The sequence below is a fragment of the Mycobacterium sp. ML4 genome, assembly GCF_054515735.1.
Map to the genome: position 1 here is coordinate 1 of NZ_JBTNSY010000024.1, position 19,535 is coordinate 19,535.

A 19,535-nucleotide genomic window follows, 5' to 3' on the forward strand; every position below is an offset into this window, starting at 1 on the left:
GGCCGCGCCCGGCTTGAGATAGGTCACCAGGCTGACGTCGAGCATCTCGTCGTCAAAGTAGTGCTCGCAACCTCGCAGGTACTTCATATAACGCTCGTAGACCTCTACCGAGGTCACCTCGATCGCCTTCTCCCGGTTGGACTCCAACGTGTCGCCCCAGATGTGCAGCGTCTTGATGTAATGCGGCCGCAGCGAAAGGGCTTCGGGGACAACGAAGCCGGCCTTTTCGCCGTGCTCGATCATCATTTCGGTGGACGGCAGCCGGCCGCCCGGGAAGATCTCGGTCACGATGAACTTGATGAAGCGGACCGTGTCGAACGTGATCCGCTTACCCCGCGCCGCCATGTCATAGGGGTGGTAGCTGACGCTGCTCTGGACGGTCATCCGGCCGTCCTCAGGCATGATGTTGAAACACCGCTTGAAGAAGTCGTCGTAGTTCTCGTGTCCGAAGTGCTCGAAGGCTTCGATGGACACGATCCGGTCGACCGGCTCGTCGAAGTCCTCCCAGCCGTGCAGAAGCACCCGGCGGGAGCGGTCGGTGTCGATCGCGTCGAGCACCTGCGCAGAGCGGGCGTGCTGATTCTTGGACAGGGTCAGGCCGACGACGTTGACGTCGTACTTCTCCACGGCGCGCTTCATGGTGGTGCCCCAGCCGCAGCCGACGTCCAGCAGCGTCATGCCCGGCTTGAGGTCCAACTTGTCCAGGTTCAGATCTACCTTGGCGATCTGGGCTTCCTCGAGCGAGATGTCCGGCGGCTCGAAGTATGCGCAGCTGTAGGTCCGAGTGGGATCCTGAAACAACGCGAAGAAGTCATCGGAGACATCGTAGTGCGCCTGGATATCGTCGTACTGGGTCGGTTTCGTCAGGGCACCGGTGCGTTTCTCGGCCATTGCTGTGGGGTTCTCCTGGATATGTGGCACTAGCTGGTCGTCCGTGCGGGCCTAGACCTCTGACGTGCAACACTACCCGATCCGGCGGTACCGGCTACCGGCTCGGCGTGCTCCGCAAGCCCGCGGAGGTCTACTTCTGCAATGTGAAGTGGTGGCAGTCGATGTAGCCGATCCGGAAGGACTCGGCGCAGCCGGTCAGATACTTCATGTAGCGCTCGTAGATCTCTTCGGACTGAATCTCGATGGCCTCTTCCTTGTGTGCCGAGAGTGCTTCGGCCCAAAGGTCGAGGGTTCGTGCGAAGTGCAGCTGCAGCGACTCGACATGGCTCACGGTGAAACCGGCCTTGGTCGCGTGCTCGTGCACCTTCTCGATCGACGGCAAACGACCACCCGGGAAGATGTCGGTAACGATGAACTTGATGAACCGCGCCATCTCGAACGTCACCGGCATGCCCCGCTCGACGATCTGCCCCCCGGTCAACCCGGTGATCGAGTGCAGCAGCATGACGCCGTCCGGCGGCAGCGCGTCGTAGACGAACCTGAAGAAGTCGTCGTAGCGCTGGAAGCCGAAGTGCTCCAGGGCTTCAATGGTGACGATCCGGTCCACCGGCTCGGAAAACTCGGCCCAGTCGCTCAGCAGGACCCGGTGTGAACGGGCGGTGTCCACCCCGGCGAGCAGTTCCTCGCAATACGAGTGCTGATTCTTCGACAGCGTCAGTCCGATGACGTTCACGTCGTACTTCTCGAGGGCGCGCTTCATCGTCGAGCCCCAGCCGCAGCCCACATCCAGCAGGGTCATCCCCGGCTCGAGTCCCAGCTTTCCCAGCGCAAGATCGAGCTTGGCGTTCTGGGCTTCTTCCAGGGTCATGTCGTCGCGTTCGAAGTAGGCGCAACTGTAGGTCCGGGTCGGATCGGTGAACAGCTCGAAAAACTCGTTAGAGATGTCGTAGTGCGCCTGGACGTCGTCGTTGTTCTCTCGCCTGCTCCTGGCACGAGTCAGGTCGTTAGACACACGAGTCAGGTTGTTAGACATTAGTCCTCCCCATCGGACAGGCCCGCCCCCGCGAGGTGATCATCCCGGCACCCTACACGTGCGGGGACGCATCGCCCGCATTGAAATCGCTGATGGCGGGATTATTTTGGACGCGACCCCGAACCCCACTATGGTTGCCTCCCCGCTATTTCTCCAGTGTGAACTGATTGACGTCGATGTAGCCGACGCGGAACGAGTTCGCGCAACCGGTCAGGTACTTCATGTAGCGCTCGTAGACCTCTTCGGACTGGATCTCGATGGCCTCATCCCGGCGTGACTCCAGCGCCGCGGCCCAGATGTCGAGGGTCCGGGCGTAGTGCTTTTGCAGCGATTGGCGACGGGTCAGCTTGAACCCGGATTTCGCGGAGTGCTCGCCAACCATCTCGATCGACGGCAACCGGCCGCCGGGGAAGATCTCGGTCATGATGAATTTGGCGAAGCGGGCCCCCTCGAAGGTCAGCGGCATGCCGCGTTCGGCCATCTGGGTTCCGGTCAGCGCGGTGATGGTGTGCAGCAGCATTACGCCGTCGGCCGGCAGTAGCTTGTACGCCAGCGCGAAGAAGTCGTCGTAACGCTCATGGCCGAAGTGCTCGAAAGCACCGATCGACACGATGCGATCCACGGGTTCGTTGAACTGTTCCCAGCCTTCGAGCAGAACCCGCCTGCTCCGTTCGGTGTCCATCTCGTCGAACGTCTTCTGCACATGCGCGGCCTGGTTCTTGGACAGGGTCAGGCCGATGACGTTGACGTCGTACTTTTCGATGGCGCGGCGCATGGTGGCACCCCACCCGCACCCGACGTCGAGCAGCGTCATGCCGGGTTGCAGGCCCAGCTTGCCCAGCGCCAGATCGATCTTGGCGATCTGGGCCTCTTCCAGCGTCATGTCGTCGCGCTCGAAATAGGCGCAGCTATACGTCTGGGTCGGATCCAGAAACAATCGGAAAAAGTCGTCGGACAAGTCGTAGTGTGCCTGCACATCGTCAAAGTGCGGCGTCAGCTTCTGAGCCATGTTTAGTGCCTTTCCGGACCCTGAAAGGCCCACGGTCGCACGCGTCGTCGCATCCCCCCTTGCATGCCTGAGGCATGTTATCCGACGCGGCGCTGCATTACTAAACCGCGACCGCGTCTGACCTGTTCAGGGTGTTGCGCGAACGCTGCGATTCGGGGCGTCGCTACTTCGTCAGGGTGTATTGGGCGACGTTGGACAGACCCTTTCGGAACAGGTTCGCGCAGCCGGTCAGATACCGCATGAAACGGTCGTAGACCTCTTGCGACTGGACGGCGATCGCCTGCTCGCGATTGGCTTCCAAATTCGCCGCCCACATATCCAGAGTGCGCGCGTAATGCGGCTGCAGGTACTGAATTTCACCGACCGAGAAGCCGCTGTTCTTGGCGTTATCGATGATGTCGACTTCACCGCACATGCCGCCGCCGGGGAAGATCTCGGTCGCCAGAAAGCGGAAGAAACGCAGATCGCTCATCGTCACCGTGATGCCGTGGTCGCGCCAGTACGTCTGCTCGTGGGTGAAGATGCTGTGCAACAGCATCGAGCCGTCGTCAGGCAGGATTTCGTAGGCGCGATCGAAAAACGCGGGCCAGCGCTCCTTCTTGAAGGCGTCGAAGGCTTCGAAGCTGACGATCCGGTCGACCTTCTCGGTGAATTCTTCCCAGCCCTGTAGCCGCGCCTCGGCGCGTCGCTCGGTGGGGATCGCGGCGAGCCGGGCTTTGCTGCGCAGGTAATGATTCCGGCTCAGGGTGATGCCGATGACATTGACGTCATACTTCTCGACCGCCCGCACCACGGCGCCGCCCCACCCGCACCCGATGTCGAGCAGCGTCATGCCCGGCTCGAGGTTCAGCTTGTTCAGCGCCAGATCCAACTTCGCGAGCTGTGCCTCTTCGAGGGTCATGTCGTCACGCTCGAAGTAGGCGCACGTGTACACCATGTTGGGGTCCAGAAACAGTGCGAAGAAGTCGTCGGAAATGTCGTACGTCGCTTGGGACTCTTCGTAATACGGTCTCAGTTCGGCCATTTGGGACCACCTCCAGCGGACACCGTAGCGTCTCGTTTCTCGTATTTGCGTGACACCCCCGGACGGGACGTCCGGGAGCCGTCAGCTATTGGTTGACTCGGCGGCAGCGAAGTTGCTAGTCAGCTCATCAATGACGCGACTCCACAACTGCTTGGGCAGATCATGACCCATGCCGTCGACCAACACCAATCGGGCACCGTCAATTGCCTTCGCGACAGCGCGGCCGCCGAACGGGCGCATTAGTTTATCCGCCCGCCCGTGGATCACCACGGTCGGGGCGGTGATACGCCGGTTGTAGTGCTGCAGGCTGCCGCTGCCCATGATGGCGCTGAATTGCTGGGAAATGCCCCATGGGTGATAGCTGCGGTCGTACGCTTCGGCCGCCTCCGCGCGCAACTGTTCCTCGGGCGTCGGGTACTGCGGGCTGCCGATGATCTTGCTCACCCGGACCGAGTTGTTGATGATCAGCTCGCGTGGCGAGCTGGGCGGCGGCCCCTTGATCAGCGAGAGCAGGGCGCGCGGTGCCGGCGGGGGGAGGAACCGGTGATTATTGCTCGAGAAGATCACCGCAAGGGTTCGGGTGCGCTCCGCGAATTGCGCCGCGAAGACCTGAGCGATCATGCCGCCCATCGACGCCCCCACGATGTGTGCGCCCTCGATGCCAAGGTGATCCAGCAGGGCCGCCGCATCATCGGCCATGTCCTCGAGCCGGTAGGCGGCGCGGCTGGGCAGGCCCAGGAATGACCGTGCCATCCTCATTGCCAGCGGCTGCGGGGCGGGATGGCGCTCGGTTTTGCTGGACAACCCGACGTCGCGGTTGTCGTAACGGACGACACGCAACCCCTGGCGGACCAGCTGCTCGCAGAACTCGGTGCGCCACAGCAACATCTGCGCGCCCAGACCCATGATGAGCAGCACGGGCGGATGGTCGGGGTCGCCCATGTCCTCGTAGTAGAGCTTGACATCGCCCGCAACCGCGGTGCCACTGCGAACTTCCACGCGACTTCCCTAGTTCGATTGATGCTCGCGACTGACCTCGACCATAAAGTTGGCGAAGTAGCCCGTCAGCTGCGGGTCGGACATCATCTGCCACTTGGGCGCCAGCAGCTTCATATACCGCTCGACGTAGAGAAACTGCTTGCCGATCAGCACCAGCTCGCGGGGCAGCTTGACGTCGTAGGCGTCGGCAAGGGCCGACAGCTGGCGGCCGATGTCGGCATACGACATATCGCCCAGCGATTGCATGGTCAGCGGGGTGGCGAACTTCTCCAGGTCCTTGGCGGCTTCCGCCTCGGGCTTCATGGTGCCGACGGCCCCCATCAGCACCACGATCTTGCCGGCGGCGGCGTGGTCCTTTTTGACCAGCAGGGCGTACACCAGTTCCCGCAGCAGCCAGCGGGTGCGTGGATCGATGCGGCCCATGATCCCGAAGTCGAAGAACACGATGCGGCCCTCGTCGTCGACATAGAGGTTGCCGGCATGCAGATCGCCGTGGAACAGCCCGTGCCGCAACCCACCCTCGAAGAGGCTGAACAGCAGCGCCTTCACCAGCTCAGTGCCGTCGAATCCGGCCTTGCGGATCGCGGCGACGTTGTCGATGCGGATGCCCTGCACCCGCTCCATCGTCAACACCCGCTCGCTGGTGAAGTTCCAGTGCACCTGCGGCACGCGGATGTTCTTGCCCAACGGCGACGCGTGCAGGTGGGAGACCCAGGCATCCATCGACTGTGCCTCGAGCCGGAAGTCGAGCTCTTCGGCCAGGTTGTCGGAGAAGTCGGCGACCACGTCTTGCGCGGAGAGCCTGCGACCCAGCTTGGCCAGTTCGACGGCCTGGGCGAAGCGCTTCAAGATCTGCAGGTCGGCCGCGACCCGGCGCCGAATTCCCGGACGCTGAATCTTGACGACGACGTCTTCGCCGGTTTTCAGTGTCGCGTAATGCACCTGCGCGATCGATGCCGAGGCAAACGGTGTTTCCTCGAATTTCGCGAACAGGTTCGACGGTTCGTCGCCGAGTTCCTCGATCAGGAGTTTGTGCACTTCGTCGGTGTCGGCGGGCGGCACCCTGTCCAGCAGGCCGCGGAATTCGCGCGACAGCGATTCGCCGAATGCGCCGGGACTCGACGCGATGATCTGTCCGAACTTGACGTATGTGGGACCCAGGTCGGCGAAGGTCTGCGGGATCTCCTTGATGACTTTCTGTTGCCAGGAAGAGGCGAACCCTTTGCCTGGAAGCTTGCCGGCCACCCGAGCGGCGGTGCGGGTGAGCTGCCAGCCGGTGGCAGCCGCCCGGGCCGCTTCGACCGGTAGCGGCACCCGATCGAGCTTGGCCACGTCGCGGTGTTTGGTGGTACTCATTTCTGCAGTGTGCCAAATCGGGTCAGCCAATTCCCAATTTGCGTGAGCCCCCTCACGCGTCTGAAATACGCGTCCGGCGGTGAATGCGGTGCGGTTTATTTGGGCCGCCAGGGCATCAGCCACGGCTGCGGCGGCCAATTTTCCAGAGCGGCGATCAGTTCGTACATGGTCGCCCCGTCGATACTCTCCCGCACGATGTCGGCGTGGCCCGCGTGCCGGGCCAGTTCGTTGATCACATGCAAGAGCACCCACCGCACCGACCACGCCGGGACATCTTTGGGAAACCACGGCGCGTCCTGCGGGACCGGGACAGCAGCCTCGAGGTCGGCGGCGTCGGCCAGTCGCAGGGTTTGGGCGTTCTGCGCTGCGAACGCCTCGAGCAACCCGGCCAGAGTTTCGCCGGGCAGCATCACGAATTCATCGGCGTACTCCGCGGACCGTTCGTCGAACGAGCGCGGGTCCTTCGGCGGAACATCCGGGGCGGACGCCACTCGCGCCATCCACATCCGCTGCATGCCGGTCACATGCTTGATCAGTCCGCCGACCGACAGCGCGCCGGCCGACGGCGTCGACCGTGCCTGCTCGTCGGTGAGGCCATGGGACACCGCGAAATACGCGCTCTGGTGGTATGCGAGGAACTCGCGTAGGGCATTGCGTTCGTCGGTGACCGGAGGGGCAAGGGCAGGCATTGTCAATCCTTTCGGGTGTGCAGGTAAAGGTCTCGCAGGCAAGCTATTTCGGCACCGTGATGGATTGCTTCCCGATTGATGTGCAGGATCAGCTCGCTCAGCGCGTACTCGGCGTAGGGCCCTTCCGCGGGACCGCACGGACGGTCCAGGTCCGTGGCGGACAGCGACCGCACACCGGTGATCCACGCTGCATACTCCTCATCGAGTTGCCGGAGCGCCGTCGCGGCGTCGGTGGCGTAGTGCCAACTCTGGTAGTCGGCGGGCGGGGCGCCGAAGTGGTGGTGATTGCGCATGGCGAACACGCCGACGATGACGTGGGCGAGTCGCCACGCGATCGTGGTGAACGGCGTCGGGCTGGGGCTCGGATAAGCGAAATCCACCGAACCGTCCGGATGCACGGTCCAGCAGTCGGGCACCGGCTGCCAGAAGTATTCGCCGTCGGTCAGCCCGTCCAGGCGCGGGCGCAGCTGCTTGTTCCAGTGCCAGTCGAGCTGGTCGGCCAGTTGGGTGGTGAGGTTCGCCATGACTGCGAGCTTTCCAGCAATAGCGGACAGTTTCGGTCCTCAAGGTGGGGCAGACTCTTCTGCATGTCGGCGACGACGAGCCGGGTGCTGCAGCTGCTGGGGCTGCTGCAGTCGCGGCGGGTGTGGACCGGGCAGGAGCTGGCCCGGCAGATGTCGGTGACCGCCCGCAGTGTGCGGCGCGACGTCGAGCGACTGCGCGAGCTGGGTTATCCGGTGGAAGCGAGCAAGGGCACCGGTGGTGGCTACCGGCTCGGCGCCGGCGCGGCGTTGCCGCCGCTGCTGCTCGACCCCGACGAGGCGGTCGCCGTGGCGGTGTGTCTGCGGCTCGCCGCCGGCGGCAGCGTGGCCGGCGTCGGCGAATCCGCGTTGCGGGCGCTCAGCAAGCTGGACCAGGTGCTGCCCGCCCGGCTGCGCTCCCAGGTCACCGCGCTGCACGAGGCGACCGTCACGCTGACGCCCGACGCGGTGGACTCTCCGGTGGACCCCGACACGTTGATGACGCTGGCCCGCGCGTGCCGAGATCATGAGCACGTCACGGCCGAGTACACCGCGCGAGACGGTGCTTGCAGCCGGCGTCGCCTGGAGCCCTATCAGCTGGTGACTACCGGCCGCCGGTGGTATCTGCTCGCCCACGACCGCGACCGCAACGACTGGCGCACGCTGCGCCTGGATCGGATGAGCGCGGTGCAGGCGTCCGGCAGCACCTTCGTGCGGCGGCCGGCACCGGATGCCGGCGACTACGTACGGCGCTCGATCAGCGCGGCCCCGTACCGTTATGTGGCCAGGGTGCGTTACTCGCTGCCCGCGTCAGTGGTCGCGCGTCACTTCTCGCCGCAGTCGATGACCGTCGAACCCGACGGGGATAAGGCGTGTGTGGTGACGGCAGGGGGCGACGATCCGCAGCGGATGGTGTTGCACTTCGCGATGGTGGGCGCGGAGTTCGAGGTACTGGAGCCGGCCGAGGTGCGGGCGGCGGCGCGTGCGGTGGGTAAACGTCTTCATCAGGCGGGTGGCGCCCCGTAAGGTGCGGTCATGCAACTGGTTTCGGCGGCATCGACCGAGCTGTTCGTCGGCTCGCCGGACCGGCCGCTGCAAGTGGTTCGCGTCGATGTCGCCGGGTGCGCCGCGCCAACGACAGTGCGCGTGGACGGTGACGGTCTGGGCGGTGAGGTGATTGTCCCGGCCGGTCAAGTGGTGGTCGAGGTGCCGGTCACTGTCGACGGGGCCGACGTCGGCGATCGGCGTCCTGCGCGCGTGCGGGCCGATGGAAGCGGCCTGGCCTTCGATTTCGTGGTGGCCGAACCCGGCTGGACGATGTTCATGGTCAGCCACTTCCACTACGACCCGGTCTGGTGGAACACCCAGGCCGCCTACACCAGCGAGTGGCACGAAGAACCGCCAGGGCGCGCCCGTCAGACCAACGGCTTCGAATTGGTGCACGCCCACCTGGAAATGGCGCGCCGCGAGCCGGAGTACAAATTCGTGCTTGCCGAGGTCGATTACCTCAAGCCGTACTGGGATACGCGCCCGGAGGACCGCGCCGATCTGCGCCGGTTGCTGGCGCAGGGCCGGGTCGAGGTGATGGGTGGCACCTACAACGAACCCAACACCAACCTCACCGGACCCGAGACGACGATCCGAAACCTGGTGCACGGCGTCGGCTTTCAACGCGATGTGCTGGGCGCCGATCCGGCGACCGCCTGGCAGCTCGACGTCTTCGGGCATGACCCGCAATTTCCCGGTATGGCCGCCGACGCCGGTTTGACATCAAGTTCCTGGGCGCGTGGACCGCACCATCAGTGGGGTCCGGCGTCAGGCGGTGACCAACCTAGTGGGTTAGACCGGATGCAGTTTTCCAGCGAGTTCGAGTGGATCGCGCCGTCGGGGCGAGGCCTGCTCACTCACTACATGCCTGCGCACTATTCGGCCGGCTGGTGGATGGACTCGTCGACCACGCTGGCCGAGGCCGAGCAAGCTACCTATGCCCTGTTCGATCAGCTGAAGAAGGTGGCGCTGACCCGCAATGTGCTGCTTCCGGTCGGCACGGACTACACCCCGCCGAACAAGTGGGTGACCGAGATTCATCGCGACTGGGCGTCGCGCTACATCTGGCCGCGGTTCGTATGCGGCCTGCCGCGGGAGTTCTTCGCCGCGGTGCGCGCCGAACTCGACGAACGTGGCGCGTCAGCCTCGCCGCAGACCCGCGACATGAACCCGATCTACACCGGCAAGGACGTGTCCTACATCGACACCAAGCAGGCCAACCGGGCCGCCGAGAACGCGGTGCTCGATGCCGAGCGTTTCGCGGTGTTCGCAGGGGTTCTGACCGGGGCGCGGTACCCGCAGGCCGCCTTGGCCAAGGCTTGGGTGCAGCTGGCCTACGGCGCGCATCACGACGCGATCACCGGCTCGGAGTCCGATCAGGTGTACCTCGATCTGCTGACGGGCTGGCGAGACGCGTGGGAGCTGGGCCGCACCTGCCGCGACAACGCGTTACAGCTGCTGTCCGGTCTGGTCGCCGATACGGGTGACTCCGTGGTGGTGTGGAACCCCGTCACCGCGCGGCGCAGCGATATCGTCACCGCGCAGTTGAGCCGGGCGCCGGGCGCGGGCATGCGAGTGCTGGACTGCGACGGCACTGAACTACCGGCGCACATCGAACACGACGGCCGGTCGGTGACCTGGCTGGCCCGCGGCGTGCCGTCACTGGGCTGGCGGACCTACCGTCTGGTGCCCGCCGACCACGTCACGGGATGGCAGCCGGTCGGCGGGACGCGGATCGCCAACGAGTACTACCGGCTCACCGTCGACCCACGCCGCGGCGGAGCGGTGGCGTCGCTGCTTCACGGCGGCCGGGAGGCGATAGCACCGGGCCGGGTGGGCAACGAGCTCGCGGTCTACGAGGAATATGCGTCCCACCCGACCCAGGGAGAGGGCCCCTGGCATCTGCTGCCCCGCGGTCCGGTGGTGTGCAGTTCGGAATCGCCGGCAAGCGTGCAGGCCTACCGCGGGCCGCTGGGTGAGCGCGTGGTCGTGCGCGGCCGCATCGGCGAACTGCTGCGCTACACGCAGACGCTGACGTTGTGGCGCGAGGTGGACAGGGTCGACTGCCGCACCACCATCGACGATTTCGCGGGCGAAGACCGGTTGGTGCGGCTGCGCTGGCCGTGTCCGGTAGCCGGCGCCATGCCGGTCAGCGAGGTCGGGGACGCCGTCGTTGGGCGCGGCTTCGCGTTGCTGCATGACGGTGATCGGTCGGTCGACACCGGCGAGCACCTGTGGACGCTGGATAACCCGGCCTACGGCTGGTTCGGGTTGTCCTCGGCGGCGCGGGTACGCATCGGTTCCGCCACCCGGGCGATCTCGGTTGCCGAAGTGGTAGCTCCCTCCGAGTCGGCGGCGGGGCCGATGGCCCGCGAGCTGATGGTCGCGCTGGTACGCGCCGGGGTGACGGCGACCTGCAGTGGTGCCGACAAGCCGCGTTACGGCAACCTCGACGTCGACTCCAACCTGCCCGACGTACGTATCGCGTTGGGTGGGCCGTCGCGCAACGCGTTCACCGAAGCGGTGCTGTCCGCGGCCGACCCGGCCTACACCGCTGAATTGCAGCGGCAGCTGGCGAAGACCGGCCGGGCCCGGGTGTGGGTGCCGGCCGCCACACCGCTGGCGGCCGTCTGGGTGCCCGGTGCCGACCTGCGGGCCGCAGACGCGCTGCCGGTGCTGATCCTCGACGGCAACGGCCCGAGGAAGCTCGCCGCCGCGATCGCTGCGGTCGTCACAGACCTCGGCGACGCCGAGATCGTCGTCGACCAGCAGCCGCCTCCTCGAACCGAACCCTTTGCGCCCCACACGGTCGCGTTGCTCAACCGCGGCGTGCCGAGCTTCGCCGTCGAAATCGACGGCACGCTGCACACGGCGCTGATGCGGTCCTGCACCGGATGGCCCTCGGGAACCTGGATCGACGAACCCAGGCGCACCGCGCCCGACGGCTCGAACTTCCAGCTCCAGCACTGGACCCACCACTTCGACTACGCGTTGATCTGTGGTGACGGCGACTGGCGGCAGACTGGGCTGCCGGCCCGCAGCGAGCAGTTCTGCAATCCGCTGCATGCGATCACTGCGCAGCAGCAACACGGCGCGCTGCCGGCCGCCGGCTCGCTGCTGCACGTCGAGCCGGCAGAGGCCGTGCGGGTGGGTGCGCTGAAGGCCGCCGGCAACCCGCTGACCGCGGGCAGCGCCAAACCCGTCGCGCCGGGTGAGGTCGCGCTGCGACTGGTTGAGACCTCCGGTGCCGCCGCGCGGGTCGTGCTCGGTTCTGATCTGGGCGCGCTGCGTGCCCTCGCGCAGGCAGACCTGCTGGAAAAACCCGAACGTCGTAAGCGCCTCATCGACCTGCACGGTTATCAGGTGGCTACCGTGCTGGCCCGCCTCGATGTCGCCGCACTCCCGGTCGACCCGATCGCGTTGGCGCCGCATGCCGAACCGGCCCAGCCGCTCTATTCACGCTACTGGCTGCACAATCGCGGTCCCGCCCCGCTGGGCGGGTTGCCGGCGGTCGCCCACCTGCATCCCCGGCAGGTGAGTGTCGACACCGGCGTGGACCTTCGTGAGGTGACGTTGCGGCTGACAATCGCCAGCGACTGCACCGACACCGCACTCGGCGGCACTGTTGACGTGGTGTGCCCGCCGGGCTGGTCGGTCGGCCCGGTGGAGCTGCCCTTCGCGCTGGTGCCCGGAGCGCACCTGGAAACCGACGTCGTCGTGGGGATACCGGGCCACGCGCCGACCGGGCGGTATCCGGTGCGGGCCCAGCTGCGGGTCACCGACCCGGACGTGCCGGCCGCGTGGCGTCAGGTGGTCGAGGACGTCGCGTTCGTGGACGTCGGCGCCGACGCCGGTGACTTCGTGTACCTCGTCGATGGTCCCGCCGACGTCGAGCTGACCGCCGGGGCAGCGACGCGCCTGTCGATGACCATCGGTAGCCGTGCCGGTGCCGACCTCGCCCTCGAAGCGCATCTGATCAGCCCCTGGGGGACGTGGGACTGGATGCGCCCGGCCGCCCTGGGTGCCGACCTGCTCGCGCGGGGCACCGTTGAACTCGTCTTCGATGTCAGCCCGCCGCCCTGGCTCGACCCGGGGCAGTGGTGGGCGCTGGTACGGGTCGGCTGCGCGGGCCGGCTGATCTATTCCCCGGCGGTGAAGGTGACGGTGACATGAGTTCTCGATCTGTAGCGACCGTTGCCGGCATCCCGGTCGCCGTCGTCGACGTCGACGCACGCGAAGTCCGGCTGCGCGGCGGTCCGCAGGCGAACGCGTTGCCCGCACCGGACACCAGTGAGGGCCGCCAGCTGCGGCGCTGGCTGACGCAACTGCTCGTCACCGAGCGGGTGATTGTCGCTGAGGCGGCCGATCGCGGCCTCGATGGCGCCGGCGCCCCTGCCGAGGACGAATTGTTGCCCGATGTGACCGCCCGGCTCGAGATCGGCAGCATCGCGGCGGCGGCACTGGCGCAACCACCGGCACGCGCGCTGTTCGCGGAGGTCACCGCCGGTGTCGAGGTCAGCGCCGGCCAGGTGGCGGCCTATCACGCCCGCAACCCGCTGCGGTTCGCGCGATCGCGCGCCGGAAGCGACGGTTGGCGCGTCCCCCCGGACGCCGCGCCACCGCTGGAAGAGGTGCGATCCGCCATTTCTCAGCATCTGCTGGGGGCCGCGCGCCGGCGATCATTTCGGGTCTGGCTCGACGCCCGCCGCGCCGCACTGGTACACCTGGCACCCGGCTACGAGCATCCTGGCGACCCGCGTCAGCCCGACAACACCCACCGGCACTGATGGTCACCCTCTGCCTCGACATCGGCGGCACCAAGATCGCCGCCGGGCTCGCCGACCCGGGCGCCCTCGCCGACCCGACCCGCACGCTGGTCTACAACGCCACCTGTCCCACACCGGCCGGCGCTGGGCCTGAACAGGTATGGGATGCCGTCGCGGCGATGATCGCCGACGCGTTGCACGCCGCCGGTGGGACGGTGGCGGCGGTCGGGATCGCTTCGGCCGGACCCGTCGACCTCGCCACCGGCAGCGTGAGTCCGGTCAACATCAAGGCCTGGCGCGGGTTCCCGCTGCGCGAGCGGGTGGCGGCCGCGGTGCCGGGCGTGCCGGTTCGCCTGGGCGGCGACGGAGTCTGCATGGCACTCGGCGAGCACTGGATCGGTGCCGGCCGCGGCGCGGGCTTCCTGCTGGGCATGGTGGTCTCCACCGGCGTCGGCGGCGGCCTGGTGCTCGACGGCGTGCCGTACACCGGCCGCACCGGCAACGCCGGTCACGTCGGTCACGTGGTGGTCAAACCGGACGGGTTGCCGTGCGCGTGCGGGGGCCGCGGGTGTGTGGAGACCATCGCGTCGGGCCCCTCGATGACGCGCTGGGCACGGGCCAACGGCTGGTCCGCGCCGCCCGGCGCCGGTGCCCGGGAACTGTCCCGGGCGGCGGCGGCCGGAGACGCGGTGGCGTTGCAGGCGTTCGCGCGGGGCACCCGCGCGCTGGCCGCAATGATCGCCTCGGTGGCCGCGGTGTGCGACCTGGATCTGGTCGTCATCGGCGGGGGAGTGGCCAGATCCGGCGGCCTGCTGTTCGACCCGTTGCGCGTGGCGCTGGCCGACTATGCCCGACTGGATTTCCTGGCCGGCCTGCGCGTGATGCCCGCCGCGCTCGGCGGCGACGCGGGACTGATCGGCGCGGCGCGACTGGTCGGGCTGCGCGAGCAATAACTCCCCGAGTGTGACTTTCACGACGAGACACGCTGGTGGTGCGTCGTGGCTTTCACGCTCGGCGGACAGCAGCTCGCGCTCATGCACCGTTTTGGCTGATCGCGCGGACCCACGCTATTGTGGTGGCCGATCCACCAAAGACCGTCGGTCACCGAGCAATCGGTTGAAGGTCCGGGAACATCCCGGCGGCCCACGCAGGAGGACGAGGCATCACTGCCGGCGCGTGCGCCGGCGCATCTCACGCCCCGGCCGCATCCTGCGCCGGGGCGTTCGTCGTTCCTCCGGTGGCCACCACACGTGTAGGAGGCATGCATGGCCAGGGCTGACAAGGCCACCGCCGTCGCAGACATCACAGAACACTTCAAGGCCTCGACGGCGACGGTCATCACCGAGTACCGCGGTCTATCGGTGGCCAACCTGGCCGAGCTGCGCCGTTCGCTGGGATCCTCGACCACCTACGCGGTGGCCAAGAACACCCTGATCAAGCGGGCGGCGTCAGAGGCCGGCATCGAAGGCCTGGACGATCTGTTCGCCGGCCCGACGGCGATCGCGTTTGTCACCGGTGAGCCGGTCGACGCGGCCAAGGCGCTCAAGACGTTCGCCAAGGACCACAAGGCGCTGGTCATCAAGGGCGGCTACATGGACGGTCACCCGCTGACCGTCGCCGAAGTCGAGCGCATCGCGGACCTGGAATCGCGAGAGGTGCTGCTGGCCAAGCTGGCCGGCGCGATGAAGGGCAACCTCGCCAAGGCTGCCGGGCTGTTCAACGCACCCGCGTCGCAGATGGCCCGACTGCTGGCTGCCCTGCAGGAGAAGAAGGGCACGGAAGCCCCTGGCGAAGCACCCGCCGCCGAGGCAACTCCCGAAGCCGCCGAATAACCCCCACAAGCCCGAGAAACTCAAGAAACTCAGGAGGAAACACCATGGCAAAGATCTCCAGCGACGACCTGCTCGACGCATTCAAGGAAATGACCCTGCTGGAGCTGTCGGACTTCGTCAAGAAGTTCGAGGAGACCTTCGAGGTCACCGCGGCCGCTCCGGTCGCCGTTGCGGCGGCCGGCGGTGGCGGCGGCGGTGCTCCGGTCGAAGCCGCCGAGGAGCAGTCGGAATTCGACGTGATCCTCGAGGCCGCCGGTGAGAAGAAGATCGGCGTCATCAAGGTGGTGCGTGAGATCGTCTCCGGTCTGGGTCTCAAGGAGGCCAAGGACCTGGTCGACAGCGCTCCCAAGCCGCTGCTCGAGAAGGTCTCCAAGGAAGCCGCCGACGAGGCCAAGGGCAAGCTCGAGGCCGCCGGCGCCAGCGTCACCGTCAAGTAGTCATTGCGCACCAGCCCCCGGAGCCCGCGCTAGGGCACCGGGGGCTGCTGCGTGCCCGGCGGCACTCAGCGGGCAGCGACCAGCGCCTGCCGCGACCGATGCACCAATTCGGGTGAATCGCCCAGCGCGACAAGTAGATTGGTGGTCATCCCGGCGAGCACGGGTAACAGGGCCGACCCGTCGTCGCCGTAGAACCCGGCCAGCTCCAGCATCACGAAGCCGTGGATCAACGCCCAGAACTGGGCGGCTGTCGCCACCACGGCGGCGTCGTCGTCTGCGGCGGATGCCGTGATCCGGCCGGCCAGCATCGACCGGTGAACCGCGCGCACGACATGTGCGAAGCTGGATTCCTGCTGTTCGATCTCGTCGGGAGTGAGTGTCAGAACGTTGCCGGCCGGCGCGTTGATGCCGTGCGCGCTGGTGCTGCCGAACATCAGCCGGTACATGTGCGGCCGTTCGATCGCGTAACGCCGGTAGGCGGCGCCGACGGCCATCAGGTCAGCCACCGGATCGTCGGTCTGCGGCACGGCCAGCGCGGCACCGAAGTGCCGCAACCCCTCTTCCGCGACCGCGGCGATGAGTTCGCGCATGCCGCCGAAATGGGTGTAGACGGCCATCGTCGACGTTCCCGCGGCGCCGGCCACTTTGCGGGTTTGCAGCGCGTCGGGCCCATGGTCGTTGAGTAGCCCCACGGCGGCGCGCAGCAGCTCGTCGCGGACGGTGCGTTGAGTCGGGGAGGAAGTCATCCTTGCCATCCTCTCATCAGCGGCGTACGGTTCCAATAACGCTGAAATAACAATGTTATAGGAGCTCAGCCATGACGGCGATGAAGACGGTCGATATCCGGAACCCCTACCTCGAGGACTTTCTGGCGCCGGTGACGGCCGAAGTCACCGCCACCGATCTGCAGGTGACCGGCAAGATCCCCGAGCACCTGGACGGCCGCTATCTGCGCAACGGTCCCAACCCCGCGGCGGAGGTGAATCCGGCCACATACCACTGGTTCAGCGGCGACGGGATGGTCCACGGCGTGGCGCTGCACGACGGGCAGGCCCGCTGGTACCGCAACCGCTGGGTGCGCAGCGCAACGGTGGCCGCCAAGCTCGGCGAGCCCGCTCCCTCCCGGTTGGACCCGCGGGCGGGCATGCTGGCGCTGGGCGCCAACACCAACGTGCTGGCACATGCCGGGCGCACGCTGGCCCTGGTGGAGGGCGGCGTCGCCAACTACGAGCTCACCGAGGAACTCGACACCGTCGGGACCTGTGACTTCGACGGCACGCTGTACGGCGGCTACACCGCCCATCCGCACCGCGACCCGCGCACCGGCGAACTGCACGCCGTCTCCTACTCATTCGCCCGCGGGCGAACCGTGCAGTACTCGGTGATCGACACCCGGGGACGGGCCCGCCGCACCGTCGACATCCAGGTCGGTGGATCGCCGATGATGCATGACTTCTCGCTCACCGACAAATATGTGGTCATCTACGACCTGCCGGTCACGTTCGACCCGGGGCAGATGCTGCCCGTCAAGTTGCCGCGCTGGCTGGGCCTGCCGGCCCAACTCGTGATCCAGTCGCTGGTGGGGCGCGTGCGGGTACCGAGTCCGATCGCGGCCCGGCTGAACAGCAACCCCAAGCCGACCGACCGCATGCCCTATGCGTGGAACCCGTCGTATCCCGCGCGCATCGGGGTGATGCCGCGTGAAGGCTCCAACCGTGACGTGCGTTGGTTCGACATCGAACCCTGCTACGTCTATCACCCGCTCAATGCCTACTCCGAAATCCGCAACGGCTCCGAATATCTGGTGCTCGACGTGGTGAGTTACGCGCGGATGTTCGACCGCGACCGCCGGGGCCCCGGGGACACCCAACCCATGCTGGAGCGCTGGACCATCAATTTGGCCACCGGATCGGTGTCCACCGAACGTCGCGACGACCGTCCGCAGGAGTTTCCCCGGATCAACGAGACGCTCACGGGCGCGCGGCACCGGTTCGGCTACGCCGTCGGCGTCGATGACGGCTATCTCGCCCAGGAGCAGGGAACACCGGTGGTGACCGCCCTGTACAAGCATGACTACGCGACCGGGTCCAGCGAGGCCGCCGCGCTCGATCGCGACCTGGTAATCGGCGAGATGACATTCGTCCCCAACCCGACGGCATCGGCGGAAGACAACGGCATCTTGATGGGGTACGGCTACCACCGCGGCCGCGACGAGGGGCAGCTGTTGCTGCTGGATGCGCAGACATTGCAATCGGTGGCCACGGTGCATCTGCCGCAGCGGGTGCCGATGGGCTTCCACGGCAATTGGGCTCCCGCGCAATGACGCGGCTGAGCAGGGTGCCCCGCAGATTGTTATCTTTGCGACCCTGATGTCGCGCACCAGGCGTGCGCTACAGTGACTCAAGCCACACGGATCCTGTGGCGAATTCGCGTTGACGGAAGGACTTCCCATGGGCGTCAGCATCGAGGTCAACGGACTCACGAAGTCCTTCGGATCCTCGAGGATCTGGGAAGACGTCTCGCTCGAGATCCCTTCGGGGGAAGTCAGCGTTCTGCTGGGGCCGTCCGGTACCGGCAAGTCCGTTTTTCTCAAGTCCCTGATCGGTCTGCTGCGACCCGAGCGCGGATCGATCATCATCGACGGCACCGACATCATCGAGTGCTCAGCGAAGGAGCTGTACGAGATCCGGACGTTGTTCGGCGTGCTGTTCCAGGACGGCGCGCTGTTCGGTTCGATGAACCTGTACGACAACACCGCGTTCCCGCTGCGCGAGCACACCAAGAAAAAAGAGAAAGAAATCCGTGACATCGTCATGGAGAAGCTGACCATGGTGGGTCTCGGCGGGGACGAGAAGAAGTTCCCCGGGGAGATCTCCGGTGGTATGCGCAAGCGTGCCGGCCTGGCCCGCGCCCTGGTTTTGGACCCGCAGATCATCCTGTGCGACGAGCCCGACTCGGGTTTGGACCCGGTGCGTACCGCGTACCTCAGCCAGCTGATCATGGACATCAACGCCCAGATCGACGCCACCATCCTCATCGTCACGCACAACATCAACATCGCCCGGACCGTCCCGGACAACATGGGCATGCTATTCCGCAAGCACCTCGTCATGTTCGGGCCCCGAGAGGTGCTGCTGACCAGCGACGAACCGGTCGTGCGGCAGTTCCTCAACGGCCGCCGTATCGGGCCGATCGGTATGTCCGAAGAGAAGGACGAGGCCACCATGGCCGAGGAGCAGGCCGCGCTCGACGCCGGCCAGCACGCCGGCGGTGTGGAGGAGATCGAGGGCGTGCCGCCGCAGATCGTCGCGTCGCCCGGCATGCCGGAACGTAAAGCGGTCGCCCGTCGGCAGGCCCGGGTCCGGGCGATGCTGCACACGCTGCCCAAGGACGCCCAGGCGGCCATCCTCGATGACCTCGAGGGCACCCACAAATACCAGGCGCACGAGTTCTGATCCCGGCGCGAGGCGCCCCCGAAACCGTGCCGCGCTGACTTTTCGCTCGGTGGGATTTCGATTGCGGCACCATTCTCGGCAGCCGTTACCACACATGGTGTTGCGGTGCGATCGGGCCGGTCAGACACGGGACGGTCACACGATTTAACGACAATTTCTCCACAACTTGCCGTACCCACCTCTTGACGACGAAGCCCAAACGGGTCAATCTGTTGGGCAGCATGTGTCGTATCTGTCCACGGACAACTCGAGGTCGCCAGCCAGCGCCGCTATGTCAAAGGACGGCATATGACTGCTGATTGGTGTGGGTATTTGAGGAATGCGCGCGTCTGCGCTATCGTTGGACGTTGCGCTGGCTACTTCCTGCCCACCTCACAATCGCCTCTTGGCCGCTAACGACACTGTGGTCTTAGCCTGAGCCCCTAACCGCGGCTCAGCTATTTAGTTGCGTGCGTGAGATCCGGACAGTTCGTCCG

General features: G+C 66.4%; 17 protein-coding genes. 8 read left to right on the forward strand and 9 right to left on the reverse strand.

From position 1 onward, the window contains the following. The 8 genes from ACX9NE_RS23205 to ACX9NE_RS23240 all read right to left on the reverse strand — a co-directional run. Positions 1-891, reverse strand: an 891-nt coding sequence (locus ACX9NE_RS23205) for a cyclopropane mycolic acid synthase family methyltransferase (RefSeq protein WP_459363597.1), incomplete at its 3' end; no start/stop codon positions are given. 130 nt (positions 892-1,021) lie between these two features. Continuing rightward, positions 1,022-1,924, reverse strand: a complete 903-nt coding sequence (locus ACX9NE_RS23210) for a cyclopropane mycolic acid synthase family methyltransferase (RefSeq protein WP_459363598.1) — start codon at positions 1,922-1,924, stop codon at positions 1,022-1,024. A gap of 145 nt (positions 1,925-2,069) precedes the next feature. After that, positions 2,070-2,933: a cyclopropane mycolic acid synthase MmaA2 gene (mmaA2, locus tag ACX9NE_RS23215; RefSeq protein WP_459363599.1), complete on the reverse strand. Its 864-nt coding sequence runs from the start codon at positions 2,931-2,933 to the stop codon at positions 2,070-2,072. 163 nt (positions 2,934-3,096) lie between these two features. Further along, on the reverse strand, positions 3,097-3,957 hold the full coding sequence (locus ACX9NE_RS23220) for a cyclopropane mycolic acid synthase family methyltransferase (RefSeq protein WP_459363600.1): 861 nt from the start codon (positions 3,955-3,957) through the stop codon (positions 3,097-3,099). Between the two features lie 81 nt (positions 3,958-4,038). After that, positions 4,039-4,956: an alpha/beta fold hydrolase gene (locus tag ACX9NE_RS23225; protein ID WP_459363601.1), complete on the reverse strand. Its 918-nt coding sequence runs from the start codon at positions 4,954-4,956 to the stop codon at positions 4,039-4,041. A gap of 9 nt (positions 4,957-4,965) precedes the next feature. After that, positions 4,966-6,312: an ABC1 kinase family protein gene (locus ACX9NE_RS23230; RefSeq protein WP_459363602.1), complete on the reverse strand. Its 1,347-nt coding sequence runs from the start codon at positions 6,310-6,312 to the stop codon at positions 4,966-4,968. A 95-nt stretch (positions 6,313-6,407) separates the two neighbouring features. Beyond that, complete coding sequence (locus ACX9NE_RS23235; RefSeq protein ID WP_459363603.1) at positions 6,408-7,001, reverse strand: DinB family protein; 594 nt, start codon at positions 6,999-7,001, stop codon at positions 6,408-6,410. Positions 7,002-7,003: 2 nt separating this feature from the next. Continuing rightward, a complete protein-coding gene (locus tag ACX9NE_RS23240) occupies positions 7,004-7,525 on the reverse strand; it encodes a DinB family protein (protein WP_459363604.1) in 522 nt (173 codons plus the stop codon). Positions 7,526-7,588: 63 nt separating this feature from the next. Between ACX9NE_RS23240 and ACX9NE_RS23245 the strand changes: the two genes are divergently transcribed. The 6 genes from ACX9NE_RS23245 to rplL all read left to right on the forward strand — a co-directional run bounded on the left by ACX9NE_RS23245 (position 7,589) and on the right by rplL (position 15,604). Beyond that, positions 7,589-8,548 (forward strand): helix-turn-helix transcriptional regulator, encoded by a 960-nt coding sequence (locus ACX9NE_RS23245; protein ID WP_459363605.1) that lies wholly within the window; start codon positions 7,589-7,591, stop codon positions 8,546-8,548. Positions 8,549-8,557: 9 nt separating this feature from the next. Further along, positions 8,558-12,742, forward strand: coding sequence for a glycoside hydrolase family 38 N-terminal domain-containing protein (locus ACX9NE_RS23250; protein ID WP_459363606.1), 4,185 nt, complete (start codon positions 8,558-8,560; stop codon positions 12,740-12,742). Beyond that, entirely contained in the window at positions 12,739-13,356 is a 618-nt protein-coding gene (locus ACX9NE_RS23255) for a DUF7158 domain-containing protein (RefSeq protein ID WP_459363607.1), read from the forward strand. The genes ACX9NE_RS23250 and ACX9NE_RS23255 overlap by 4 nt, the downstream gene beginning before the upstream one ends. Continuing rightward, a complete protein-coding gene (locus tag ACX9NE_RS23260; protein ID WP_459363608.1) occupies positions 13,356-14,288 on the forward strand; it encodes an ROK family protein in 933 nt (310 codons plus the stop codon). The genes ACX9NE_RS23255 and ACX9NE_RS23260 overlap by 1 nt, the downstream gene beginning before the upstream one ends. Positions 14,289-14,600: 312 nt before the next feature. Then, on the forward strand, positions 14,601-15,167 hold the full coding sequence (rplJ, locus tag ACX9NE_RS23265; protein WP_459363609.1) for a 50S ribosomal protein L10: 567 nt from the start codon (positions 14,601-14,603) through the stop codon (positions 15,165-15,167). Between the two features lie 44 nt (positions 15,168-15,211). After that, the gene (gene rplL / locus ACX9NE_RS23270) at positions 15,212-15,604 is read left to right on the forward strand and encodes a 50S ribosomal protein L7/L12 (RefSeq protein WP_459363610.1); all 393 of its coding nucleotides are present in this window, start codon (positions 15,212-15,214) and stop codon (positions 15,602-15,604) included. A 65-nt stretch (positions 15,605-15,669) separates the two neighbouring features. On the opposite strand, the gene ACX9NE_RS23275 is transcribed toward rplL, so the two are convergent. After that, complete coding sequence (locus tag ACX9NE_RS23275) at positions 15,670-16,350, reverse strand: TetR/AcrR family transcriptional regulator (RefSeq protein ID WP_459363611.1); 681 nt, start codon at positions 16,348-16,350, stop codon at positions 15,670-15,672. A gap of 71 nt (positions 16,351-16,421) precedes the next feature. Between ACX9NE_RS23275 and ACX9NE_RS23280 the strand changes: the two genes are divergently transcribed. Both ACX9NE_RS23280 and ACX9NE_RS23285 read left to right on the forward strand, forming a co-directional pair. Then, entirely contained in the window at positions 16,422-17,927 is a 1,506-nt protein-coding gene (locus ACX9NE_RS23280) for a carotenoid oxygenase family protein (RefSeq protein ID WP_459363612.1), read from the forward strand. Between the two features lie 127 nt (positions 17,928-18,054). Beyond that, positions 18,055-19,059, forward strand: coding sequence for an ABC transporter ATP-binding protein (locus tag ACX9NE_RS23285; protein WP_459363613.1), 1,005 nt, complete (start codon positions 18,055-18,057; stop codon positions 19,057-19,059). The last annotated feature ends 476 nt before the right edge of the window (positions 19,060-19,535 follow it).